Raw genomic sequence first — 24,500 nt, 5'->3', positions numbered from 1 at the left:
CTGAATGACGTCCCAATATGCCGCCACTCTTAGCCTACAATTTGGCGAAAATCCAAAGGCTCCCGCGGAAACTCTACAAATTTCCGTCAGGCAACCTTGTTGCCGGTGGAAAGCTCCGATGGAACGGACGGATCAATCAGGCCGTCAATCGCTTGCCAGATAAGTTTAAGGTAACCAGAACAGGCCGCAAAATCATCGCTCAAGGCGCCGCCATCCGTCACGCTCCACCAATGGCTTGATGTTGTCCCCTTCCAGGACGACGGTTGAAGGATCGCCTTTACGTCGCTCAGATAAATGATCCGATCCGGCACGATTGCATATGGCATCAAAAACACATCAATGGATTTCGGCGAAAGGCCTTGCGCGCTCACGCCATGTTCCGACAAAAGGCGGCTGACATTCTTGCTGATCTGCGCCGCAGGCTGAAGGCCTGCTGAGAAAGCCCTCATAAGACCGCTGCCTCTGGCGTTGAGGCAGGCTTCGGCCATCGGCCCGAGCAAACTGTTGTCGGGACACACAAACAACACGGTGGTTTTTGGCACAGGGAATCCTCTTGCGACGTTGGGGCATGTTTCCCAATTTCGCGGATGCCATAGCCAAAGGTTCAGACCCTATTATGACAGTTTAAGGCTGCGCCCAACATTCTCAGCGGATAAACAGCCAATCTTCTGAATACTACTTAGGGTCTTGGGCCTCGGACGCGCCGTGTCCGGAAAGTGCATCGAATGCCGCCAGCGCTTCGGCTCCATAGATCATCGACGGGCCGCCGCCCATATAAACCGCGACACCGATCGTTTCCATGATCTCTTCCCGGCTCGCACCATATTTTGCGGCCGCCTTGGAGTGGTAGGCAAGACAACCATCGCAGCGCGCCGCAATTCCAATCGCAAGAGCGATCAATTCTTTGGTCTTCGAATCCAAAGCACCCGGACTGATGGCCGAGCGAGCCACGTCGTGAAACCCTTTAGTGACACCGGGGATGCCACTCCGAAGATCGGCCATTCTCTTGTCGGTCTGTGAAATAAAGGACTGCCAATCGCAAACGGACATGTTCGCTCCTCCGCTGTTTTGCTGACGGATGGATACTTAAAGACGCACTTGCGCGATTGGCGTTGATATCACTCAATTTGCATGCGAATGAAGGCGCACCCCAATCTCGACGTCATGGAGATAACTGTGCCGCTTGCCATCTGGTGCATCCTTGCCGCCGCCATTCTTCCGATCCTTTCGGCCTTTCCGGCAAAGCTGAACAAGGACTTTGATAACGCCAATCCGCGCGATCCTGACTATTGGAGCGAGGGGTTCCGGGCACGGGCGCAAGCAGCTCAGGCCAACGGCTTTGAGGCTTTTCCTCTTTTTGCCATCTCTGTCATCGTCGGGATCGGTCAAGGCGGGTCCGACTACTGGATCAACCAGCTGGCAGTCCTATTTGTGATGCTGCGGGTGATTTATGTGTTTTGCTACTGGACGGATCGATCAAACCCACGCTCACTGGCCTGGACCGCAGGCTTCCTGACCTGCGTCGCAATATTCACAAGCCCCGTGTGGAGCTAAAACGCAACAGCCTGACATTTAAAAACCCAATTCTATTTTGAACATTTGCATGGCCGGACTGCTTTCGCTAACCATGGCAGTGTGGATCGAGCATCGAAACCGGCAGGGGTTAAAGAGTGCGGACGACAGACCAGACGACCACCACGCTTCCCACCCGTCATGAAAATGAAGCGGTGGCAACGCGCCTTCCCGCCGATCCTCATATAGTGGATGTGCTGATCGCAGAACGCGGCAAACAGGTGATGGCGAGCCCATGGTGGCCCCTCATTCGTCCCTTTGCCTTCAAAATCCTGCGCTACCGGTCAGCCGTCGAAATGGCCAACACCATCGATCACATGAGCGCGGTGGACGTTTTCCGGCACCTCAGCGATTTGTTGCAATTGAACGTCACGACCCTCGGCCTGGACCGCGTTCCAACGGACGGTCCAGTCGTCCTGGTCTCAAATCACCCCACAGGTATTGCCGATGGTGTCGTGTTGTTCGATGCCATAAAGGAGCGGCGTGAAGACCTGGCAATCTTCGCCAATCGGGACGCGATCCGCATCAATCCGCAGCTCGCGGACATGATCATTCCGGTGGAGTGGCGGGCGGACTTCAAAAGCCGTGAAAAGTCAAAAGAAACGCTCAAGATTGCGTCATCCGCATTCTCCAAGGAGCGCGTCGTTGTCCTGTTCCCGTCCGGACGTCTTGCCTATTGGCACGAGGGCAAGCTCACCGAGCGCCCATGGATGACATCCGCGTTGGCTCTTGCGCGCAAGAACAAGGCGCCGATCATTCCCATGCATATGGGCGGCCGGAATTCTGGGCTGTTTTATTTCCTGGCCCGGGTGTCGACAGAACTGCGCGACATGACCGTTTTCAATGAGCTGCTGAACAAGAAAAATGCCGAATTCCGGGTGCACTTCGGCAAGCCGATCCGTCCGGAACGGCTGGACGGCGACCTGACAGAGCTGACCGAGCAAATGCGCATCCACTGCGCAGAAACCCTGGCGAGTGACCCGGACGCGGAATTTTAGGTTTTCCGCAGTCAACGCCCGGTCATCCACAGGCGGGGCAATTGCCCTGAAGCGGCGAATAAGACATGGTGCGATGAGTTCAGGAGAATCATTCGAACATGTCCGCTTCACCTGCGCCTGCCGCAGAGGAACCCAATACGATTCAGGCCACGCTTGCACCGCCAGTGACCGGCGAGGCGCGCCCTTTGGCTGTGCTGCAGAAAATCTTCGGCTTCAGTGATTTCCGGGGAAAGCAACAGGCGGTCATCCAGTCGCTTGTCGACGGCCGGGATGCAGTCGTGCTTTTTCCAACAGGTGCCGGCAAGTCGCTTTGTTACCAAATCCCGGCGCTTTGCCGCCGCGGTGTCGGGATCGTCGTTTCTCCTCTGATCGCGCTAATGAAGGACCAGGTCGGTGCGTTGACAGCCGCCGGTGTCAACGCAGCAGCCTTGAATTCCACGCTCACGCCTGGCGAACAAGCTGATTTGCGTCTGGAATTGCAACGCGGACAAATTGATCTCCTCTACGTCACGCCGGAACGGCTCGGCATTGAGAGTTTCCGCAAGCTCCTCGATACGCTCGACATTGCGCTCTTTGCCATTGACGAGGCGCATTGCGTGAGCCAATGGGGCCACGATTTCCGCCCGGAATACTTAAGCCTCTCCACCCTGGCGCAACGCTATCCGGGCGTCCCCCGTGTGGCGCTGACCGCGACAGCCGATCCGCACACCCAGAAAGACATTCAGGCACGGCTGAAGCTGGATGAGGCTGAAGTTTTTTCGACCAGTTTCGACCGGCCCAACATCCGGTATGAGATCGTCGAACGGACCAATCAGCGCCAGCAGCTTCTGGATTTCCTGAAGAAACACAAGGGCGAATGCGGCATCGTCTATTGCCTCTCCAGGGCGAAGGTCGAGGACATCGCCGAGTGGCTAAATGCCAAGGGCATTCGTGCACTGCCCTATCATGCGGGTTTGCCTGCAGAACAGCGGGCAGCCAATCAGGATGCGTTTTTGCTGGAGGAGGATCTTTGCCTGGTGGCCACGGTGGCCTTCGGTATGGGGATCGACAAGCCGGATGTGCGCTACGTCGCCCACTTGGACCTGCCCTCATCTGTAGAGGCCTATTATCAGGAGACAGGCCGCGCCGGGCGGGATGGTGCGCCGTCCGAAGCCTTCATGGCGTATGGTATGGCGGATCTCGTGCAACGTCGGCGAATGATTGCGGAGGGCGATGCCCCGGACGAGGTCAAACGCGCGGAAAATGCCAAGCTCAACGCACTCCTCGGAATTTGCGAAACGGCGGGCTGCCGACGCCAGGCCTTGCTCGCCCATTTTGGCGAGACCTACCCGGAACCTTGCGGAAACTGCGACACCTGTCTGTCACCCGTGGAAACATGGGATGGCACGGAACCTGCGCAGAAGCTCATGTCGGCGATCTACCGGACCGGCCAGCGCTTCGGCGCTGGACATGTGATCGATGTTCTACTGGGCAAGACCAGCGAGAAGTCCGCCCGCTTCGGCCACGACAGTCTCTCCGTGTTCGGTATCGGCCAGGAGCACTCTCTCAAAACATGGCAGTCGATCACACGGCAGATCGTTGCTGCCGGATATGTCGACGTTGACCACACGCAATATGGCGCATTGGTCTTGACCGAAAAGGCGCGGCCGGTTCTGCGGGGTGAAGAGAGGATTCGTCTGCGCAAAGACCGCAGCGCCTCTGGCCTCAAGAACACCCGGACATCGCGGGCTGCCTCTCTGGCGGATGAGCTGGACCAGGAAGACCAGTTGCTGTTTGATCGGCTCCGCCGGTTGCGCACCCAAATTGCCCGGGATCAGAGCGTGCCGCCTTATGTGGTGTTTCCCGACGCCACTCTTGCCGGGATCGCTGCGGCGCGCCCGGTCACACCCGACAGCCTTCTATCGGTCTCCGGCATTGGCCAATCAAAACTGGACAAGTATGGCGAAGCAGTTCTGGATCTGGTGGAAGCCTTCGAGGCCGGCGTCTAAGCCAGCCTCAAAGTTTGAGGAGATCGTGGTTAGATCAGGATCCGGCTTGCGGGAGTCCCTTGAAGGCTTCAGAACCCCAGACTTGCTTTACACGAGCATCCCGGCCACAGGCCTTTCGGTAACCTTTGTAGGCATCGGCACGGGTCACATAGCCGAACCGGGTCAAGGTGCGTTGATTGCTCTTGTAATAGCCTTGGTGATAGTCCTCAGCTGGCCAGAAGACTGCGGCGTCTTCAATCGGGGTCACCACTTTACGGCCAAGTGCCTTTTCCGCTTTTGCCACTTCCTGCTTCGCCGCTTTTTCCTGCGCTGCGTTCAAAGGATGGATCGCAGTGGAGTATCCAAAACCCCGGTCACAGAATTGCCCGCCGCTGTCGGTCACATCAACTGTTCTCAGGAAAATCGCCAAGAGCTCGCTATAGCTAATCTTGGTCTCATCAAAATCGACCTGAACGACTTCGCGGTGACCACCACGTTCGTAGTTCTTGTAGGTCGGGTTTTGCGTGGTTCCGCCAGCATAACCGGACACCACATCGCGAACGCCCGAAAGCTGTTCCAGATCTGATTCAACACACCAGAAACAGCCACCGGCAAACACCGCCGTCTCGGCGTTCGCCGGAACCGTATAGGCGGCACCGGTCATCAGAGTTGCAAGGGCGAGCGGGGCAAGACGCTTCATGAGAAATCCTCCGTATGTTGGTATCAGAGCTAACGCATCTGCAGCTGGAGGCAACTCAACTCCATTGTCATTCCCGCACAAGCCCGTGAGGGATGTGTGACTCGCGTTGCTTCTGACCAATGCAATGCCCCGACAGGTGGATCGCCACCCGCCTGACAGGCATCGCTGTTTTTCTTGCTAGACAGCCTGACGGTGAGATGGTGAGCGCGGTGCGTCCAGCCCCGACCAGTCGATCCTCTGCGTTACGAACATGGTCACGGCAAGAGCTGCAAATGCGATCACGGATCCGATCAGCAAGGCGTAGTCCTGTTCCCGCATCAAAGCGTAAAGGGTCGCAAAGATACCGGTCAGGACAGCTGCGATCACAAATCCTGCAATTCGGCTTTTCAGCGAGGTCCCAACGTAGATGGCGTTCAACAGCGTCGCCGAACCTGCAGCGAGCAGGTAGGCGGGCCCGTAACCAATATGCTCAGCGAAGGCCAACAGCATCACGTAGAAGATGATTAGCGCACAACCAACCAACCCATATTGTATCCAGTGAAATTGCCAGCCCGATCGCATCTCCAAAACGAAAACTGCCAGAAAGGTCAGGCTGATGAAACCGATGGCATATTTCAATGACCTCGAAATCGTCTGATAGAAGTTCACCGGCTCGACAAACTTCACACCCATCAGTTTGCCGGACAGCGGCAAACTGTCGATCTCCATCGTCTTGGGAATGCCCCGGGCCAAATAAGGGACGGTCCAGTTTGCGGTAAACCCACTGTCCGTGATTGAACGCTGTTCAGGCAGGAAAGCTCCTGTAAACCCTGGATGCGGCCAATCGGACTGGAGCGTGACCAGCGTCGTCTGCCCGGCCGGTGCTGCAAAAAGGGCTGATGAGCCGTTCAGGTGCATGGCCAGATCAAAGGAAAAGCCTCTTTGCCAGATATCAGCTGCGACTCGTGCGTTGATACCGGAACCGCCGTGCTTGGCCAGGACACCAAGGCCAGGCTCAAACTGCACGGGTTTTGCCATATCGAGACGGATCGCGACTTCGCTGCGCAGCGCGCGGACATCCGATATGCCAACGACAACCATGGCTTTGTCCGTTGCGATCTTGATCGTGCCGCCGTCTTTCGGTTCAAAGATGCCGGAGGGCGGCGCAGCAAACCGGCCCTCCATGGACATCTGACCACTATAGACCGGCAATGAGTAGATTGATTTTTGGCGTTCTTCGACGCCTATGTCTCCTTTCAATTCCAGACGCTCGGGAAACAACACCACCGTTCTATGATGGACGGTTCGCTGCCGATTCTCGCCTTCTCCGGAAATGACGGTCTCCGTGAATGGAATGGCGAGATAAGGACCATTGATCGACTGCGTCCCTCCCCAGGACCGTGCGATATCCGCCGCCACGCCCTTGGCGCGGACGGCACGCTCTTCCACGAGCAACCAAACAAACGTCGTTGGTATGAGAAGAAGAACAGTCAGGAAGCCGATCAGGAAAACCTTGACCGCGGGCGATTTCAGAACTGCTGGTAGTTTCGGTGACTGTCGGTTCTGGGGAGATCCGTTTTCGTCGTCTGCGGTTGGTGCCGATGTTGCGTTCGCCATTTTCTGCAATCCTTTGCCAAAGGGTTGCCCACAAGCACTATCAAATCGGAACAATCAGCACATTGTTCGAACACCCGATGATTTTTCGGCGGAGGAAATGTGGCTTGAATATGCCGGCGGCTCGTGAATTTAGGCAGTTTGGGCCAAGGCAAGTCTGCCGAGCAGCATAGTTTGCTGGCTAAACAGACTTTTCCAATCCTCTACGTGCCGCATATTTGCCCTTGTAAATATTACATAAAACTTGAATACTTTTGACCTGTTTCGGAATTCACCCCCCGGATTGGCAATCAATCCTCACAAGATCTGTTGTGAACAAGCTGTGGACCAATTGTTGGCAACGGAACGAACTCAACTGAGAATCCGAACGGATTTTCAGTGTACTAGCCAAGGTATCAACTCAGAGTAATCGAGTTACCACAAAAGCGGGTTAACCATGAATCCGGTTTATACCAAGATTTTTGGCAACCCCTGCTTGTCTTCTGCTGCATGGCCAGTTCTTAATAATTCGTTAACAAAGGACACTTTGTGAATGACACCGTTAAACAACATGGCTCTTGGCGCCAGCGCTGATTATGTGCGCCGGGCGAATTATCTTCCGGCGCTGGTCGAACGCCTCGACCTGTGCCAGGCAGAAACGCATCGCTTCATGCTGGTCGCGCATCTGTTCGACGACACCATGCGGATGATTGATGCCTTGGCTGGGATCATGGATTTCGATGCTATCATCGGTATTCCATACTCTTCCGGCAGCGATGCGACACGCACGAAATGGCAATCGCGTTATGGCTCTATCGTGCATTGCCCGAAGACCGAGGATGATTTCAAAGAAGCGCTTGCAGCTGCCATTCAGAAAAGTTTTCTGCAGTGCCGCTCATCTGGTCAGAAACTGGTGATCCAGGAAGTTGGCGGCTATGTCGTTGAACTGCTTCATGAACGTTTTGCCGATCAGTTGGACCTTGTTGAGGGCGTCGTCGAGATCACCAAACAAGGTGTGTGGCGAGCCGAACAGCTCAACCTAAAAATACCGGTGCTGCATTGCGCCGACAGCGAACTGAAGCGGCTGGAAGCCAAACGATGTGGTGAAACCATCGTACGCTGCATGGACGGCCTGTCCAGGGATCTCGGCAACTCCCTTGCGGGACGGCACGCGGCCGTTTTCGGAGCGGGATGGATCGGCTCCGGTGTTGCCCATGCGTTCCGCCGCCTTGATGTCATTCCGATGGTGATCGATACCGACCCGCTTAAGGTGGCAGAAGCGCGCCTCTCCGGTCTTCAGGCGCACATGTCACCAAGGGAGTTGGCCAAGTGCGATCTGATCGTCGGCGCAGCTGGCAGATTGTCGATCACGGAACAGGTGCTGCGCCAATTGCGAAGCGGCTGTATGGTCGCAAGCGCCAGCTCGCGGCGCATTGAGATTGATGTCGACTATCTGGAAACCGCGCCAAGCGCCGATATTCATCCATCAATCCGGGCCTTCCAGTTCCAGAACGACAATGGCTACGGCGAGCGTCAGATTTGCCTCGTCAACGACGGCTATCCAGCAAACTTCATTCCGGGATCTGGCAGCGTCGCCGATGAGATCGTCGAACTCATTCTGGGCGAACTGATCGTCCTGATGTCGGACATCACCTTTTATCCGTACGAGCCGGGAATTCATCGCATCACGCCAGCCAGCGAGGCGTTGTGTACACAGCTGTGGATTGAGCAGAGGGACCAGCTATGACCGATACAACCAACGAGTTGACAGTACACTCACAATACCTTGTGAAGAAGCTGTCGAACTCAAAGCAAAATCTCTACGGGACCGTGAAATTCGATACGGTTTCGCGGAAAATCAAATCCTGGGCCAAAGGCCGCACGGACACACCAAAGATCCTGGATATCGGCTGCTCGACTTCGATCTCCAAGGAATATCTAGCCGCAACCGGGCTGGAGTTTGAATATTGCGGCGCCGACTACGAAGCCGCTTTCCAGCCGGACATCGTGCTTGATGCCACGAAGCTGTCCGAGCACAAGGAAGACCTGCCCTGGCGCCCGGATGTCATTACCCTGCTGGATGTGCTGGAGCATCTTCCGGGCAAGGCCGAGGCGATTGAATCCACCATGCGCCAATGCTGCGAAGTGGTCGCACCGGGTGGCCTGGTGCTTGCGGTCGTGCCGCAACTCTACCGGCTCGACCGGCTGAAATTCGGCCACCTGCACTATCCGGAACACCATGTCCGCTTCACACTCAAGGAATGGATGAATATCGTCGAAAAGGCCGCCGATATCGAAGAAGTCCATGGCATCGGTTACCTCAGCGTTCTGCCTTATACCCCTATGTTCAGCCCCTGGTATAAGGAACATAACCGGCATGGCAAACTCTTCCATCACCTGCGTTCCAAGACATTCGAGTGGGGTCCACTAAAACCGGCGGAAATCGGATTGACCAGGACCCTTGGCCGCTTGCCCGGCCTGCGCGGCTGGTGCAACAGCACCCTGTTGGTCTGCAAGGCCAAAGGCTGACCTAGGCCACCCACAAACCGAGAATTTCCTCCGCTCAATCAAGCGCCCCGGGAAGCTGTCCGGGGCGTTTTCTTTTTTCGCATCAATAGAATCTTTAGTGGCCACCACCGAATGGCACACTTGTGACGCGGGTCACAGGACAGCATGCACTGCCCAGGGTAGGCATTGCACATGATCTGAATTCTATGGTCGTATGGGGCATCCATCACACGCCTGTATTCACAGGGAGGTTTCCAGTGGCATTGCATCAATCCCAACCCGGTCGGCGGGACGACGTTTTTGACCTTTATGCCCGCGACTTGTCCGAACAGCCGTTGCCGAAGTTCCGGATGCCGGAGAACTCTTCGCTCCCCGATACGGTTTACAATCTGATCCACGACGAATTGCTTCTTGATGGCAACTCTCGCCAAAACCTGGCGACCTTCTGCACAACCTATGTGCCCCCACAAGCCCAGCAGCTCATGCAGGACTGCGTCGACAAAAATATGATCGACCAGGACGAGTACCCGCAGACGGCCGAGATCGAGCACCGCTGCGTCCACATTCTTGCCGATCTGTGGAACGCCCCGGACGCAAAAACGACGCTTGGATGTTCAACGACCGGGTCCTCTGAAGCGGCGATGCTGGGCGGCCTGGCTCTCAAGTGGAAATGGCGCAAGCGCCAGGAAGCCGCCGGCAAACCGGCCGATAAACCCAACTTGATCTGTGGGCCGGTACAAATCTGCTGGCACAAATTTGCGCGTTATTTCGATGTCGAATTGCGGGAACTCCCTATCTTTGACGGCGAGCTTTGCATGACCGCTGCACAAGTGGCTGAGGCAGTTGATGAAAACACCATCGGCGTTGTGCCAACCTTGGGCGTGACCTTTACTGGCGTTTATGAGCCCGTCGAAGCAATCTCGAAAGAACTCGACCAGATCGAAGCTGAACGCGGCCTTGATATCCCGATCCATGTAGACGCAGCCTCTGGCGGGTTCATTGCACCGTTTCTGCACGAGGATGTTGTTTGGGATTTTCGTTTGCCTCGCGTGAAATCAATCAATGCATCCGGCCACAAATATGGCTTGTCCCCGCTCGGCGTCGGCTGGGCCATCTGGCGGGAACCGGAGGACTTGCCGGAAGAATTGATTTTCAACGTCGACTATCTGGGCGGCCAGGTGCCAACATTTGCGCTTAACTTTTCCCGCCCCGCTGGCGAGATCGTGGCGCAATACTACCAGTTCCTGCGCCTCGGCCGGAAAGGGTATACCGAAGTACAAGGCGCCTGTGCCGACACAGCTCAGTATCTAGCCTCTGAGCTAGAGAAGACCGGGCATTTCGACATGCTCTACAATGGCGATGGTGGTCTGCCGGCTGTCTGTTATTCCCTGAAGAACAGCGCCGACCGCGGCTACACGCTCTACGACGTGTCGGAGCGGTTGCGCATGCGCGGTTGGCAAATTGCCTCGTATCCGCTTCCGGCAAACCGGCATGATCTCATTGTTCAGCGGGTTATGGTCCGCCATGGGATCGGCCGCGATCTTATGGAACTGTTGATTGAGGATATGAGCCGGACGATCGAATTTCTCGATCGGAATCCGATGAGCAACCGGGAAGCCAAAGCCTCCTTCCACCACGGACGATAGACCGATGTCAGATCCCGCTCAGGCTGGCACGGAGCGTCCGGCCAAGGACAGCTCAGCGACCGGAACAATCACCGTTCTCGGCCTTGCCATGATGACAGTCGCTGCCGTGGTCAGCCTGCGCGGCCTGCCATTGATGGCCGTTGAAGGTACGACGCTGCTGTTCTACATCGGCTTCGCCGCCTTCATTTTCCTAATACCAGCCGCTTTGGTCGCTGCCGAACTGGGCGGCATGTTCGCCCATTCAACCGGCGGGATCTACGATTGGGTGAAAGCCCCGTTTGGCGCCCGGGCGGGTTTTGTCGCCATCTGGCTGCAATGGATCCAGAACGTGGTCTGGTACCCGACCGTGCTTGCTTTCGCAGCTGCGTCCCTTGCCTATGTCATCGGACGGCCAGAACTTGCCGATGATGGCATCTATACCGGGTCGGTCATCATCGCGGCCTATTGGTTTGCAACCTTTATTGCTTTGACCGGAACCAGTGCGGCGGCGCGGTTCACCTCGGCCGGGTTTCTACTCGGGACCGTGATCCCTGGACTTCTGATCATCGCTCTCGGTGCGGCCTGGATTGCGGATGGGCAAACGATGGCCTTTTTGGACAGCACATCAGTGAGCGGCAGCGATGCGCATTTGCGGTTCTTTCCTCATATCACCGGCCTGTCATCCCTGGCTTTTCTCGGCGGTATTGTGCTCCTGTTTGCCGGTGTTGAGGTTCATGCCGTTCACGCCAACGAACTCAAGAACCCGGCGCGGGACTTCCCGAAAGCCATACTCCTGTCTGTCGTGATCATCGTTGCACTTTTCCTCCTGGGCTCGTTGGCGCTTGCATCCATCGTTCCCGCAAATGAGATTGCCCTCGACCAAGGTCCGATGCAGGCCTTGCAGATCGCGCTTAAAGAATTCGGCCTCGGCTGGCTCGTGCCTATCCTTGCCCTGTTGATCGCTCTTGGCGCGCTTGCAGGAGTGATGTCTTGGATCACCGGCCCAAGCCGCGGTCTTCTCCGAACTGCCCGTGACGGCGAGTTGCCGCCTTTCCTTGCACGGACCAACAAGAATGGAGTGCAGGTAACGATTCTGCTCATTCAAGGCGGCATCGTTACCGTTTTGGCACTGCTCTACTTTGTCTTGAAAAATGTCTCCGTCGCCTTCTTCCTGCTTTCGGCAATGACGATCACGCTCTACTTGGTGATGTATATGATGATGTACGCGGCCGCGGTTCGCTTGCGGCTAACCCGGCCTGACGCAGAGCGAAGTTACAAAGTGCCCGGCGGCCTCGGCGGATTGATCGCTGTGGCCGGGATCGGTTTTGCCGGAGTGGCCTTTGCGTTTGTCACCTCGTTCTTCCCGCCAAGCCAGCTCCCCGTGGGCAGCCCGGCGACCTATGTCGGTGTGGTAACGGCCGGGTTTGTTGTTTTCATTGGCCTGCCGATCCTGATCCACGCTTTGAAGCGCCCGTCCTGGGCCCAAGATCAGGCCAAAACGGACGAACAAACCTGACGATTGTGGGCTGGTAGCGTCATTTGCAGGTCTAATCGACTTCACGGCTGCTCACGCCCCTGTCATGGCAGGTGATGCACAACTTGACAATTCGGGCTGCCGTGGAGCGGCTTCACATAAAACACATTGATATCTTGAAGGAAATCAGGTCACGGAAGCGTGGCACACCTTGATTTCAGTGCCAGTGATCTCGCTCCCACATGTGGTCTATCGCAATCGGATTTGGGAGCGCAGAAATCATGACGACACTAACAGCAGATAGACACCTGACCGCAGCCGCACCGGCTGTTTCGGTCAGCACCGTAGGCCTGATGTTCATTTCAGGCTTTTTCGCCACCATCGCTTTTGATCTTTGGGGGCAAGTCATCAGCCCGGGATTGGGTTTTGCAAATCTTTCACCTCACGGCTTGGCACAAAGCCTTCTGGCAAGCCTCGGCCTGCCCAGCAACGCCTTTGCAGGGTACTTTGTTCACTTCTATCTGGTGGGCCTTGTCGGCTATCCGATCGGCTGGATGTACGTTTTCGCACCGATCTGGCAACGTGTTATCGGCGACACACACTGGCTCCTGCCAGCCGCGATCTACGGTGCTGGTCTTTGGGTCTTTGCCATCGGCGGTATCACGGCAATCGCAGGTTTGCCGTACTTCCTGAACTTTACCGGCATCACCTGGGTCGCCCTCGTTGGCCACGTGCTTTATGCCGTCGTGATGGCCGGTGTTCTTGATCTCATTGAGCGTCAAAAACAAGCCTAGGCTTTCTGATACGCCTTAAAAAAGAAAACCGCTGCGACACCTTCGCAGCGGTTTCTTTTTTTCGAATCAGACCAACAATTGTCAGATCAACTAAACTAGTCAGCGAAAATGCCGTATTCCGGGATGGAGTCCAGTTCGATCTGGGCCAGCAGAGCCCCTTCGACGATCGCCTGTATGCTGACATTCTTTCCCATGATCGGATAAAAGCGGCTTTCAACCGCCCGGCCTTGAGGTTCACCAAATTCCGTATGTGACGCATTTCCAAGTGTTTCAAACTGTGACGCTGTTTGAGACATGACCACTCTTTCCCCTGCAGTACCATCGCCAACTATGTGGCGTTAAAGGCACCCTAGGGACAATTCCCAAAATTGGCGCTAAGGGCTTTAGGCAAATTGTTTCTGCTCTGGGCGCAAATTATTAACTACGCCATATTGCGAGCTCTTTTCCCATGTGAAGATCTGACAAAGACTGGATTGAACAATCACGCGATCCATATTGACGCTGAACGCGAGTGGTTTGCCTGTGGGCATTTTGTGATACTCGCACAATAGGTGCCGCTGATGTCCAAACACTCGACAGACATTGCTATCATCGGGGCAGGTCTCTGCGGATTGGCCACGGCAGCTCTGCTTTCGAACTTGGGCGTCGACGCAAGGGTGTTTGAAGCAAGCAAGACGGCTGGTGGACGCATCCGGTCTCTGCCCGGACCCTCGTCTCCTGGTCTGCGCTATGATCTCGGCCCCGCATGGATCTGGCCGCATAATCAAAGAATGCTTCAGTTGGCGGAACAACTTGATTTGCCCCTGATACGTCAGCACTCAACCGGGAACCTCATATTTCAAGATCAGACAGGCAGCATCCGCCGCGATCTCGCTTTTGCAACGATGGGAGATGCTTTACGGATACCTGGCGGTCTGACACGCATTACAGACGGCTTGGCTGCTCGGCTTTCTGACGGCACAGTTGCCTATCAGCACGCCGTCACCGCAATTGAACAACACACCTCTGGCCTGTCCGTGTCGGGAAAGACACCTGAAGGTCCCTTCCGTGTTTCCTGCCAGCGAGTCATCCTTGCCTTACCTCCGCGATTGGCCGCTTCACGTATCGCCTTTTTGCCGGATCTTGTCGCTGAAACGAAACAGGATATGTCTGCAGTTCCAACGTGGATGGCCGGACATGCGAAACTTGTCGCTGTCTATGATCGACCCTTTTGGCGCGCTCAGGGCTTTTCAGGCGATGCTATCAGCCATGTCGGTCCTTTGGTCGAAATCCACGACGCTTCAGCGGAAGAAGACCCTCAGGGCGAGGCAGCATTGTTTGGTTTTGTCTCCCCTCACGACATTCAAAACACGGCAGATCGTGAGGCCTTTGTTTCACGGGCGATCACTCAGTTGAAGGAGCTCTTTGGGCCCGAAGCTGGACGCCCGTCAAAGGTCTTCTTGAAGGTCTGGGCAACGGACCCGTTGGTGGCAACTCAGCGTGATCAAGAAACTCTGACGAGCCACCCGCAATACGGACCGTTGCCAATTGTTGAATCATGGCATGACCGGCTGTTCCTGTCAGGCACCGAAACCGCCCCGGAGAACGGTGGTTTCCTGGAAGGCGCCTTGGAGGCTGCGGAGCGGTCCGTTGCTTGGGTGCGGCGTCACTTGGCCAAGTCAAACAAGGCTGTGCCGGGCTTGTGAGCCGGCCCACAACTCAGGATCAGTGAATGTGAAATGGCGGCTGACATTTGCGCGCCGCCAATTCAAAGGATACAGGAGGCGGTCTAAGCAGCGTCGGTCGTCGCGTTGGCTTTGACACCTTTCAGGAATGCGCCAACGTTTTCGCGCAGTTCCCGAGCTTCTTTTTCCAGGCTGTTGGCAGCCGTGAAGACAACATCTGCTGCCTGGTTGGTCACCGTTGCAGCCTGCGACACTCCACCGATGTTGTCAGAAACCTGCTGCGTTCCGGCAGCAGCCTGCTGAATGTTGGACGCAATATCGTTGGTCGCGGCACCTTGCTGCTCCACAGCCACTGAAATGCTCGTGGTGATCTCATTAATCTTGCCGATTGTGCTGGTGATCGCCCCGATTGCCTCAACAGCGTGATGGGTTTCACCTTGAATGCTCGAAATCTGGGTTGAGATTTCTTCCGTCGCTTTGGAAGTTTGCGTTGCCAGCTCCTTCACTTCAGCAGCCACCACGGCGAACCCCTTGCCTGCTTCGCCGGCTCTTGCCGCTTCAATGGTCGCATTCAACGCCAACAGGTTGGTCTGTTCGGCAATCGCTTGAATGAGCGTGACTACCTCACCGATTTTCGCAGCGGCCTCAGAAAGGCCCTGAATGCGCTGGTTGGTTTGGGCTGCCTGGCTTGCCGCCTCGGAGGCGATTTCGCTGGATGACGACACCTGACGGCTGATCTCCGAAACAGACACCGCAAGTTCCTCCGCCGCGGCAGCCACTGTTTCAGTGTTTGCCGATGCGATGGCTGCTGCCGATGCAACCGCTTCACTTTGGCTTGTGGTCTGTTGAGCTCCGGAGTTCAGATTGGTGGACGCGTGCTGCAGGCTCTCAACGGACCCGCCAATCGTCTCAAGCAGACCGGAGACCTGCACATCAAAATCGGACGAGAGGTTCTGGATTGCCCGCGACCGCTGGAGATCTAGCTCCTGACGATTGGTCTGCTGGTCTTCCAGGTCGCGCCGCATGTTTTCATTGGCCACAAAGGTCTCCATGGCCTCGGCCATATCGCCGATTTCATCGCGCCGGTCAGTGCCCACAATGGGGAAATCAGTCTTGCCGTCTGCGAGCTGCTTCATGCCCAATGTCAGCCCCTTCAGCGGTACCGAAATATTGCGGATTGCGGCGACGGCAATCGCTGCAGCAATCAGACCTCCGACAATGAGCACGCCAATCAGGGCGCTGGCCTTGGACCAGAAAGCGGCGGACACATCATCCACATACACACCAGTCGCCGTGACCCAGCCCCAAGGCTGAAAGACTTCCGACCAGGTCGCCTTCTGAAGAAGTTCTTCTTCTCCCTTGCGGTTCCACATATAGCTGCTGACACCGCCACCAGACTTGGCAACCTCAATCATTTCCCGGACGTGATACTTGCCGGTCTTGTCTTGTGAGTTCCACGCACTCTTGCCCTCGGAAGACTGCTTCGCACTCACAATACGGGTGCCGTCCAGATCAAAAATGAAAGCGTAGTTGTTGCCATCGTAGTGGATGGCGCGAACAACGTTACGCGCCCACTTCTGGGCTTCGTCCTTGGAAAGTTCGCCGGAGGCTTCCAGCTCATGAAAGTATTTCAGAACCGAATTGGTGACTTCAACGACGGTCTGGGTCTTGTGGGTACGTTCGCCATACAAGATCGAGCGCAGAGATACGAGATCATAAGTCACCAAGGCCAGCGTGAAGACAGCCAAGCTGATAACCGGGATCCAGATCTTGAAGCCGATTTTGAAATTGTCGAGAAACATAATGACTGACCTGAGAAAATTACGGATGGTCCCTCTTTGCATGATTTGATTAAACAAACTTAAAGCTGACAAATACGAATTAGTGTTTTTTTTGAGTAGTTTATCTGGCAAATAAACTCCCAATTTCCTCCATCATTCACCACCCTTCTCTTTCATCGTATTGCTTGTCATCCGGCATTTGGCCTGTCGTGAAAAGACTGTATGGTCAACGCAACTGACAGGAAGAATAACTCAGGAGCGGCCATGAGCGGTCTTCTCGCCCTACTTGACGATGTGGCAGCAATTGCCAAGGTGGCCGCAGCGTCCGTGGATGATGTGATTGGTCAAGCGGCCAAGGCTGGGTCCAAAGCGGCCGGGGCTGTCATTGACGATGCAGCGGTGACGCCGAAATATGTTGCCGGGTTTTCCCCGGCCCGCGAGTTGCCGATTGTCTGGCGCATTGCCAAAGGGTCGCTAAAGAACAAGCTGATCTTCCTGCTGCCCGTGGGCCTTTTGCTCAACACATTTTTGCCCGGCATCATCACGCCCTTGTTGATGCTCGGCGGAGCCTATTTGTGTTTCGAGGGGGCGGAGAAGGTCTATCACCTCTTTGTTCCCGGCCATCACGACGCGGACCAACCGAAAGACCTGGTGCAGGACCCAACCCATCTGGAAGAACAGAAGGTCTCCGGAGCAATCAAGACAGACTTCATCCTGTCCGCCGAAATCATGACCATTGCGCTGTCCGAAATCCCGGACAGCAATATCTGGATGGAGGCCTCCACACTGGCGGTGGTCGCGATCGGCATCACGGTCATGGTCTATGGCTCGGTTGCGCTGATCGTGAAGGCAGATGACTTTGGACTGCACTTGTCCCGCGAGGGGCGGTTCGGTGTGACCCGCGCAATTGGTATTGGCATCGTGAAAGCAATGCCCGGCGTCATGAAATTTCTTATGACGGTCGGAACGGCAGCCATGCTCTGGGTCGGTGGGTCCATTGTGATTCACGGCTTGAAAGAACTCGGCGTGAAAGGCCTCTACAACACCATTCACGACATCGCGCACAATATCGCCCACACCATTGGCGTTGCCGAAGGTTTCCTCGGTTGGTTCGCAACAGCAACAATGGACGGAATTTTCGGGCTGATCCTCGGACTTATCCTGATCCCTATCGTCACGAAGGTCATCGAACCAGCCTGGCATATGGTGAAAGGCAAGAAAGAAGAAGCCAGCGGGCACTGAGGTGCGTAAGTCTCTAAAATATCGAAATCTTCTACGCTTTACACAAATGTAAACTTCGCTCAAGAGGCCTGCAAACTGGCTGTCCCATCTTTGTTTCATCGGAAGGCAGGGAGCCTTTCACACACAAAGATGGAGACGCGTAATGAACATGAAGATCATCGCAGGTACGGTTGTTGCAGGTATGGTTCTGGCCACAGGTGCGGTTGGCGCGGTCGCTGCACAAACAGCGACATCACCTGCTGCCATAAGCGAAGCACAGGCCATCGAAATCGCCCTGAAAGAGGTTCCGGGAACTGTTCAGGAAACCGAATTTGAGCGCGAAGACGGCAAAGAAATCTTTGAGATCGAAATCGTCACGGCCGACGGTGTTGAAATGGAAGTTGAAATCGACGCGGCGTCTGGCACGGTCCTGGAGATCGAACAGGACGACGATGATGATTGCAAGAAAGGCGACAACAAACGCGCCGGGTAATCCGTAACAGAACGTGTTAGGGAACAGGCTGCCTGGGATGGCGGCCTTTTTCCTGTTTTGACGCCATGCAACGCGGTAAGGATTTGCAATGCGGATACTGCTTTTGGAAGATGACCGGCAACTCGGGCCGTGGGTGGCGGGCGGCCTGCGCGAAGAAGGCCACGTGGTCGATCATTTCACCGATGGCAAGGAAGCGCTTCTTGCTGCCATGGGTCAGGACTATGACGTTTTGATCCTCGACCGGATGGTGTCCGGTCTCGACGGCCTCTCCGTGTTGAAGTCTTTACGAGCCTCCGAAGACACCACCCCGGCGCTGTTCCTGACCGCCCTTGGGGAAGTGGACGCACGGGTGGAGGGTTTTGACGCGGGCGGTGATGATTATCTCACCAAACCCTTTGCCTTTGCAGAGCTTTCGGCCCGCGTGAATGCTCTTGGCCGCCGACGGGACAGTAGCGGAACCAGCACTGCCGAGCCCACCACACTGCGCTATGGAGATCTCAGTCTGGACCTTTTGGCCCGCCGCTGCGAACGCCAGGGACAGGCGATCGACCTGATGGCCAAAGAATTCAAACTGCTGGAATATTTCATGAGGCGCCCCGGCCGCCTCGTGACCCGCACAATGCTTTTGGAGCAGGTCTGGGACATGAGTTTTGATCCGACGACTTCGGTCGTGGAAACCCATATCAGCCGGCTGCGCTCCAAGATCGACAAACCGTTTGACGATGAGCTGATCCGCACCAGACGGGGCGAGGGTTATGTCTTCGGCAAGTAAGGTACTCGACACAGTTAGAGCCACGCTGACACGCCGCGTCCGATGGCTGCTCCGCTCCTCCACCTTGCGGCTAGCGTTGCTGTTAACTGCCATTTTTGCCGTCGGCATGGCGGTTGCCATTCTTTTGGCACTGACCTTTGGCCGGGAAGCTGTTCTCAACCGTGTCGACACGGCCCTTGAAGGTTTGGCCGCGACGGTCGAAGCCGACGACACCGAAACAGATACATTCTCCGTCATCATCCGCCCGCTTTCTGAAATCGGTGACTTGCCGAAGGAATTTGAGAAGGTCGTGCGCACAGGTGGCGGCACGGTTAGTCTCAAACGGGACTTCCGGCGCGCGGAAGACTGGCGGGTCCTGATTTCACGGGACAAGGAAGGGGAACCGGTTCTGATCGCTGTTCCGCTTGATGCCAGCGAAGACGCCCTGGAGCTCCTGGGCAACGCGCTTTGGAGCACTGCCGGGGTGGTGCTCGTCCTGGTGCTCGTCATCGGGCTCGGCGCCGGTTTCCTTGTTCAGCGGCGCCTTGCCCGGATCGCGGGGGTTCTGGATCGGTTGGCGACGGGAGATCTTGAAGCGCGCATCGGCGTTGCCAGCTCCAGTGATGATCTCGATGATCTTGCCGGGCAAATCGACCGAACCGCACAAGAGCTGGAGCGCCTTGTCGCCCAGACCCGCAATCTCAGCGCCAGTATCGCGCATGACCTGCGCACGCCCCTTGCCCGCCTTCGCGCCCAACTTGAAAGCCTGCCGAACGGCGAAGAGCGCGGCGCAGCGCTGGAAGAAGCCGAACGACTTTCTGGCATCTTCGACACCATCATGCGGGTTGCCAGGATCGAGGCAGCTCACGGCACGGAGGGCTTTGAACAAGTCGATCTGAGCGCCCTCATTGACGAAGTCGCGGAGATTTATAGCCCTGTCGTTGAGGACTCGGGCAAATCGCTTGTCCTTTCGGCAAAATCAGTTGAAAGCGTTCTGGCAGACAGGAGCATGCTGATCCAAGCGCTTGCGAACCTTATTCAGAACGCCTTGGTCCATGGTGGTCCGGACATCACACTGTTCGCACGTGGTACGGAAATCGGCGTATCGGACAATGGACCTGGCGTTGATCCTGATCTCTTTGACGAGATCATCAAACCCATGGTGCGTCTGGACGCTGCCAGGGAAAGCGAGGGCACTGGTCTTGGCCTTGCGCTGGTGCGGGCCGTCGCCGATCGTCACACCGCGAAACTCGAGCTATCTTCAGTTAAGCCGTCCGGTCTGCGCGTCGCGCTCAACTTTACAAAAATGTAAAGCCCGGCGGAGCGGAACGTAAAACCGGGTCTCCATATCCAGTTTATCGAAACAACGGGACAAACTGGAGATACTGGAAATGAAATCCATTCTTGAAAAAACCACTGCCACCTTTGCCGGCGCCATCGTCGTCCTGGTTGGCTGTGTGATGGCCGGCCTTGGCTTCACCGTGATCGCCTTCTTGGCAATGTTCGCGTTGGCCGCCTATGGACTGGCGTTGATCGCAGCGCCCTTCCTGACCATGGCACAGAAACAGACTGAAACATCCGAACCGCAAGACATCGACATGCCGTCAGATGCTCAAACAGCCGCGTAAGGGGAGCGGGGCAAGTCAATTGACGTATCCTAAAGGGCGCAGGTATCCCGGTTCGGCCGACATCCTGACGCCCTTTGTGTTTTGATAGTGCCTAAACCAAAAACCCCGGCCAAAGTGACCGGGGTTTTCGTTAAAGACCAAAGACCGATCAGGTGACCGGAGCGCGCCAGTCGTCGGAAGCGGATGTGCCGGCCTTTTCGTGTGTCCACTCCGCCTTGCGGTAAGTGAAGGACCACTGCTCCTGATCGCCGCGGGATGCGTTCGCATCATCGAAGACGTCCGGCAAGATGGTTTTACCTTCAACCAAAATCGCATCGGTGTACTTGATCGTGTAGTAGTGCTCCTGAACGCCAGAAGTCGACGTGCGCCAGAAGTTGATGGTGATCTCCAATGATTCACCGGTGGCCAATGCCTGCCACATCAACGGCGACGCCTTGTCCAACGGCTTGATGATGGTTGTCGGCTGGTGGCGGCGGGTGCCGATGGCGGTACCTGAGTTCGGGTCACGCGGAACAATTGCGTTGCTCTCGAACTTGTAGACCAGGGATTCACCCTCATGGCCTTCCTGCCAATTGTTGCCGATAGAGTCTGCCGTTGTAGCATCGGAGGTGATTTCACCTTGGGTGGACCCGCTGATGGTCATGTATGCAACGTTTGCCATTTTTCCGTCTCCTGCTCTTAAAGCGGTTGGTCTGTAACTTTCGAAGTCTGGGGCGCCGTTAGATTTCCGTTCGGTGCCGATGCCAACAACTTTGCAACGGGTGTGCCAGTTTCGGGAATTTTCTTTATCTCACTGTTTTATATAGTGATTATCGATTTGATCCGGGGTTAACGATTTTGCCAACTGTGCAGATTTCTGCACACTCTTCCAGAGGGCGCGCAGGAACGTGCACACAGGCCGTGTGATGAGGATCACAAAATGCGCGGGACACCGCCGCCAGTCCGGATCTGGCACGTCAACTTAAGAGCCATCTGCGGTTCAGGAAGCGATCAAAACCGGACAGGGTGTGCGAAAACTGCGCAGCCGGAGAGCAAATCGCTGATTTTTATATTAGATCCAAAAGCACCCTTCAGACCGAACAAAAAACCGCCCCGAACTCCTCCGAAGCGGTTTTCTACTTTTCGGTTCCCGAAGCAAACGCTTCGACAGTGTTAGACGCGGCGTTCGACCATCATCTTCTTGATTTCGGCGATGGCTTTCGCAGGGTTCAGACCTTTCGGGCAGGCCTGGGAGCAGTTCATGATGGTGTGGCACCGGTAGAGGCGGAACGGGTCTTCGAGGTTATCGAGACGCTCGCCGGTTGCTTCGTCCCGGCTGTCGATCAGCCAGCGGTAAGCCTGCAACAAGATAGCCGGGCCGAGGTAGCGGTCGCCGTTCCACCAGTAGCTCGGGCAGGAGGTGGAGCAGCAGGCGCAGAGAATGCACTCGTAAAGGCCGTCCAGCTTCTGACGATCCTCATGGGACTGGCGCCATTCCTTTTCCGGAGCCGGGGTCACCGTTTTCAGCCACGGCTCAATGGAGCGGTGCTGGGCATAAAACCGGGTCATGTCCGGAACCAGATCCTTCACCACCGGCATGTGCGGCAGCGGATAGATCTTCACCACGTCGCCAGCGATCTCTTCCATGCCCTTGGTGCAGGCCAGGGTGTTGGTGCCGTCGATGTTCATCGCGCAGGAGCCACAAATTCCTTCGCGGCAGGACCGGCGGAACGTCAGGGTCGGGTCGATCTTATTCTTGATGTAGATGAGACCATCCAGCACCATCGGACCGCAGTCGTCACGATCGACGAAGTAGGTGTCCACGCGCGGGTTTTTTCCCTCATCCGGGTTCCAGCGGTAGATCCGGTATTCGGTCAGGTTGGTCGCCCCTTCCGGTTTGTCCCAAACCTTGCCGTCCGTCACTTGTGAGTTCCGGGGTAGCGTCAGCTGAACCATCTTTTCAATGCTCCGCGTTGGGCCCTTGTTCGCGCCAGATAAGGCTATTGGGCCAATTTCTTGAATTCACCGCTCAGGCGGCCAACTCAAAGATCATGTTGTCGTTCGTTCGGCCGGTCACCTTGTAGGACCGGTTTGCCAGTTCCATCAGGCAATCCTCGGACCAATAAGGCCGGCAATTGGTTTCAAGCAGGATCACGCGCGGCCAAAGGCTCTTTTCCGCGTGACGCAGGAAGGGAAGAAGAACCCGGTCTTCAAAGCCTTCCACATCGATTTTCAAAACGTCTATTTTCTTAACACCCGCCTCATCAACGATGGTTGTCAGCGGCCGCATCTTCACGGTCGAAGGTGCCCAGTCTCCACCCCATTCACCATTGGTGACCCGCTTGTCGAGCGTGCCAAAACCGCGATTGGAGGTTTCCGAATAAAGCTCAAGAACATCTTCGCGCGGACCGGCGGCGGTCGGGACAATGGTCACGTTCTGAAGCCCGTTGGCGTCAATGTTACACTGTAGCTTGTCGACCGAATGGGCGTTAGGTTCCAGCGCAATCACACGGGCCCCATGATGGGCGGCAAAAACCGTGTAGACCCCGATATTCGCTCCGACATCGACAAACACCGCATCGTCGGACAAGAACGGTTTGATGAGCTTGTGTTCCTCCACCTCAGGCAACCGGCCTTTGATCAGAACCTTACGGTCATCGTAATTGTCCGAGGGGTACACCCGGAATTTCAGGCCGTCTGCCTCAAGGTCGTAAGGACCTGTGAAGATTTTGCCCAGAAACAGGCGCACATACCTGCGCAAGCCTTTCGGCAGCCTGGCCTGACTTGCCAGCCGCCATGCTGTTCGGACCAGCCCAATTGGCGGATAGGTGCCGAACGGGCTTCTGGTGTCGAGCACCATTGCGTCCCTCTTCATTCGGCGAGCTCCTTAATTCCGGATGCCGGAGCCTGATCGATTTCACCCGGCATTTCAGTCAATTCCAGCATGATATTGGCACCGGTTGTTCCGATTTCCCGGTATCCGATCGTCGCCATTTCTGCGAGGCAATCCTCTTTCCACTCCGGCTGATGATCGACTTCGATCATCACCACGCGCGGCCAGTTGTGCCGTGGCTGCGTCCGGAAATAAGGCAGGATCGCCTGATCTTCATAACCTTCGACATCCAATTTCAGGACGTCCACCTTGTCCACACCGGCCTCCTGAAGGATTACCGCCAGCGGACTGACCCGGATCGACGTGGTCGTCCATTCAGACTTTTTCAGCGATGGCGCAAGGCCTTCTGACAATGTCGACAGGTTCAAATTGGACGGGCAAATCACCAGATCGAACGTGCCTTCTTCAGGACCAGCGGCAACTGACATGACCGAGACATTGTCGAGCTTGTTCAGTTCAACATTGTAGGCCAGCTTTGCTGCAATATCCGGATTGGCTTCCACCGCGATTACCCGGCCACAGAGTTCTGCTGCGGAGAGCGTATGGGTTCCGATGTTTGCACCCAAATCGACAAAAACAGCGTCCTTGTTGAAGTGTTGTGCCAGCATCCTGCGCTCGGCCTTTTCCGACAGCCGGTCCTTGGCAACGATCTTCCAGTCGTCCCGGTTGACACCCGGGTAGATCCGGAAGGTGAGACCTTCAGCACTTGTGTCGTAGGGGCCAGGAAACCGGTCGGCAACAAAATGGCGGATCTTGTAGCGCAGCCAGTCGGGCAGCCGATGGGCATCGGCTGCTCGCCAAGCAGCTTTGGCAAGCCATCCGGCACGGTAAGTGCCGAATGGACTGCTTGTATCCAGGATTGCCGCCATTGGAGCCAACT

Annotated in this window: 24 protein-coding genes; 14 read left to right on the top strand and 10 right to left on the bottom strand. The window is 56.0% G+C overall.

What is annotated here, in order from left to right; all coding sequences use genetic code 11:
- Nucleotides 1-86: 86 nt before the first annotated feature.
- Nucleotides 87-542, bottom strand: a complete 456-nt coding sequence (locus RBB44_RS01090) for a low molecular weight phosphatase family protein (RefSeq protein ID WP_306148060.1) — start codon at nt 540-542, stop codon at nt 87-89.
- 133 nt (nt 543-675) lie between these two features.
- Nucleotides 676-1,050 carry a carboxymuconolactone decarboxylase family protein gene (locus RBB44_RS01085; RefSeq protein WP_306148059.1) on the bottom strand — a complete coding sequence of 125 codons (375 nt, stop codon included), beginning with the start codon at nt 1,048-1,050 and terminating at the stop codon, nt 676-678.
- Nucleotides 1,051-1,176: 126 nt separating this feature from the next.
- On the opposite strand from RBB44_RS01085, the gene RBB44_RS01080 reads away from it, so the two are divergent.
- The 3 genes from RBB44_RS01080 (at nt 1,177) to recQ (ending at nt 4,558) form a co-directional block, all read left to right on the top strand.
- Entirely contained in the window at nt 1,177-1,554 is a 378-nt protein-coding gene (locus tag RBB44_RS01080) for an MAPEG family protein (protein ID WP_306148058.1), read from the top strand.
- A 116-nt stretch (nt 1,555-1,670) separates the two neighbouring features.
- A complete protein-coding gene (locus RBB44_RS01075; RefSeq protein WP_209172136.1) occupies nt 1,671-2,570 on the top strand; it encodes a GNAT family N-acetyltransferase in 900 nt (299 codons plus the stop codon).
- 98 nt (nt 2,571-2,668) lie between these two features.
- Nucleotides 2,669-4,558, top strand: a complete 1,890-nt coding sequence (gene recQ / locus RBB44_RS01070) for a DNA helicase RecQ (RefSeq protein WP_306148057.1) — start codon at nt 2,669-2,671, stop codon at nt 4,556-4,558.
- A 34-nt stretch (nt 4,559-4,592) separates the two neighbouring features.
- On the opposite strand, the gene msrA is transcribed toward recQ, so the two are convergent.
- Complete coding sequence (msrA, locus tag RBB44_RS01065; RefSeq protein WP_306148056.1) at nt 4,593-5,237, bottom strand: peptide-methionine (S)-S-oxide reductase MsrA; 645 nt, start codon at nt 5,235-5,237, stop codon at nt 4,593-4,595.
- 177 nt (nt 5,238-5,414) lie between these two features.
- Nucleotides 5,415-6,833, bottom strand: coding sequence for a cell envelope integrity protein CreD (gene creD / locus RBB44_RS01060; protein WP_306148055.1), 1,419 nt, complete (start codon nt 6,831-6,833; stop codon nt 5,415-5,417).
- A gap of 529 nt (nt 6,834-7,362) precedes the next feature.
- Between creD and RBB44_RS01055 the strand changes: the two genes are divergently transcribed.
- The 5 genes from RBB44_RS01055 (at nt 7,363) to RBB44_RS01035 (ending at nt 13,210) form a co-directional block, all read left to right on the top strand.
- On the top strand, nt 7,363-8,556 hold the full coding sequence (locus RBB44_RS01055; RefSeq protein ID WP_306148054.1) for an S-adenosylhomocysteine hydrolase: 1,194 nt from the start codon (nt 7,363-7,365) through the stop codon (nt 8,554-8,556).
- Nucleotides 8,553-9,338, top strand: a complete 786-nt coding sequence (locus tag RBB44_RS01050; RefSeq protein ID WP_306148053.1) for a class I SAM-dependent methyltransferase — start codon at nt 8,553-8,555, stop codon at nt 9,336-9,338. Before RBB44_RS01055 ends, RBB44_RS01050 begins: the two co-directional genes overlap by 4 nt.
- Nucleotides 9,339-9,580: 242 nt before the next feature.
- Entirely contained in the window at nt 9,581-10,963 is a 1,383-nt protein-coding gene (locus RBB44_RS01045; protein ID WP_371932260.1) for a glutamate decarboxylase, read from the top strand.
- Between the two features lie 4 nt (nt 10,964-10,967).
- Nucleotides 10,968-12,458, top strand: a complete 1,491-nt coding sequence (locus RBB44_RS01040) for an amino acid permease (protein WP_306148052.1) — start codon at nt 10,968-10,970, stop codon at nt 12,456-12,458.
- Nucleotides 12,459-12,697: 239 nt separating this feature from the next.
- Nucleotides 12,698-13,210 (top strand): hypothetical protein, encoded by a 513-nt coding sequence (locus tag RBB44_RS01035; RefSeq protein ID WP_306148051.1) that lies wholly within the window; start codon nt 12,698-12,700, stop codon nt 13,208-13,210.
- A 95-nt stretch (nt 13,211-13,305) separates the two neighbouring features.
- On the opposite strand, the gene RBB44_RS01030 is transcribed toward RBB44_RS01035, so the two are convergent.
- Nucleotides 13,306-13,506: a hypothetical protein gene (locus tag RBB44_RS01030; RefSeq protein WP_306148050.1), complete on the bottom strand. Its 201-nt coding sequence runs from the start codon at nt 13,504-13,506 to the stop codon at nt 13,306-13,308.
- A gap of 264 nt (nt 13,507-13,770) precedes the next feature.
- Between RBB44_RS01030 and RBB44_RS01025 the strand changes: the two genes are divergently transcribed.
- On the top strand, nt 13,771-14,895 hold the full coding sequence (locus tag RBB44_RS01025; protein ID WP_306148049.1) for an FAD-dependent oxidoreductase: 1,125 nt from the start codon (nt 13,771-13,773) through the stop codon (nt 14,893-14,895).
- A gap of 83 nt (nt 14,896-14,978) precedes the next feature.
- On the opposite strand, the gene RBB44_RS01020 is transcribed toward RBB44_RS01025, so the two are convergent.
- Nucleotides 14,979-16,676, bottom strand: a complete 1,698-nt coding sequence (locus RBB44_RS01020; RefSeq protein ID WP_306148048.1) for a methyl-accepting chemotaxis protein — start codon at nt 16,674-16,676, stop codon at nt 14,979-14,981.
- Between the two features lie 243 nt (nt 16,677-16,919).
- Here RBB44_RS01020 and RBB44_RS01015 point away from each other — a divergent pair, with 243 nt between their 5' ends.
- The 5 genes from RBB44_RS01015 to RBB44_RS00995 all read left to right on the top strand — a co-directional run bounded on the left by RBB44_RS01015 (nt 16,920) and on the right by RBB44_RS00995 (nt 20,748).
- Nucleotides 16,920-17,897: a DUF808 domain-containing protein gene (locus RBB44_RS01015; protein WP_306148047.1), complete on the top strand. Its 978-nt coding sequence runs from the start codon at nt 16,920-16,922 to the stop codon at nt 17,895-17,897.
- A gap of 142 nt (nt 17,898-18,039) precedes the next feature.
- Nucleotides 18,040-18,369, top strand: a complete 330-nt coding sequence (locus RBB44_RS01010) for a PepSY domain-containing protein (protein ID WP_306148046.1) — start codon at nt 18,040-18,042, stop codon at nt 18,367-18,369.
- 88 nt (nt 18,370-18,457) lie between these two features.
- A complete protein-coding gene (locus RBB44_RS01005; RefSeq protein WP_306148045.1) occupies nt 18,458-19,141 on the top strand; it encodes a response regulator transcription factor in 684 nt (227 codons plus the stop codon).
- Nucleotides 19,125-20,432: a HAMP domain-containing sensor histidine kinase gene (locus tag RBB44_RS01000; RefSeq protein ID WP_306148044.1), complete on the top strand. Its 1,308-nt coding sequence runs from the start codon at nt 19,125-19,127 to the stop codon at nt 20,430-20,432. Before RBB44_RS01005 ends, RBB44_RS01000 begins: the two co-directional genes overlap by 17 nt.
- A gap of 79 nt (nt 20,433-20,511) precedes the next feature.
- Nucleotides 20,512-20,748: a hypothetical protein gene (locus RBB44_RS00995; RefSeq protein ID WP_306148043.1), complete on the top strand. Its 237-nt coding sequence runs from the start codon at nt 20,512-20,514 to the stop codon at nt 20,746-20,748.
- Between the two features lie 148 nt (nt 20,749-20,896).
- Here RBB44_RS00995 and RBB44_RS00990 read toward each other — a convergent pair whose 3' ends face one another.
- From RBB44_RS00990 to RBB44_RS00975, 4 genes are all read right to left on the bottom strand, one after another.
- On the bottom strand, nt 20,897-21,409 hold the full coding sequence (locus RBB44_RS00990; RefSeq protein ID WP_306148042.1) for an Hcp family type VI secretion system effector: 513 nt from the start codon (nt 21,407-21,409) through the stop codon (nt 20,897-20,899).
- 491 nt (nt 21,410-21,900) lie between these two features.
- A complete protein-coding gene (locus tag RBB44_RS00985; RefSeq protein WP_133949223.1) occupies nt 21,901-22,683 on the bottom strand; it encodes a succinate dehydrogenase iron-sulfur subunit in 783 nt (260 codons plus the stop codon).
- A 73-nt stretch (nt 22,684-22,756) separates the two neighbouring features.
- Complete coding sequence (locus tag RBB44_RS00980; protein WP_306148041.1) at nt 22,757-23,602, bottom strand: FkbM family methyltransferase; 846 nt, start codon at nt 23,600-23,602, stop codon at nt 22,757-22,759.
- A complete protein-coding gene (locus tag RBB44_RS00975; protein WP_306148040.1) occupies nt 23,599-24,489 on the bottom strand; it encodes an FkbM family methyltransferase in 891 nt (296 codons plus the stop codon). Before RBB44_RS00975 ends, RBB44_RS00980 begins: the two co-directional genes overlap by 4 nt.
- Nucleotides 24,490-24,500: the final 11 nt, after the last annotated feature.

Source organism: Roseibium sp. MMSF_3247, assembly GCF_030733765.1.
Taxonomy (GTDB): Bacteria; Pseudomonadota; Alphaproteobacteria; order Rhizobiales; family Stappiaceae; genus Roseibium.
Note: the sequence above shows the minus strand (reverse complement) of the source record. Positions and strands in the feature narration are given on the sequence as shown.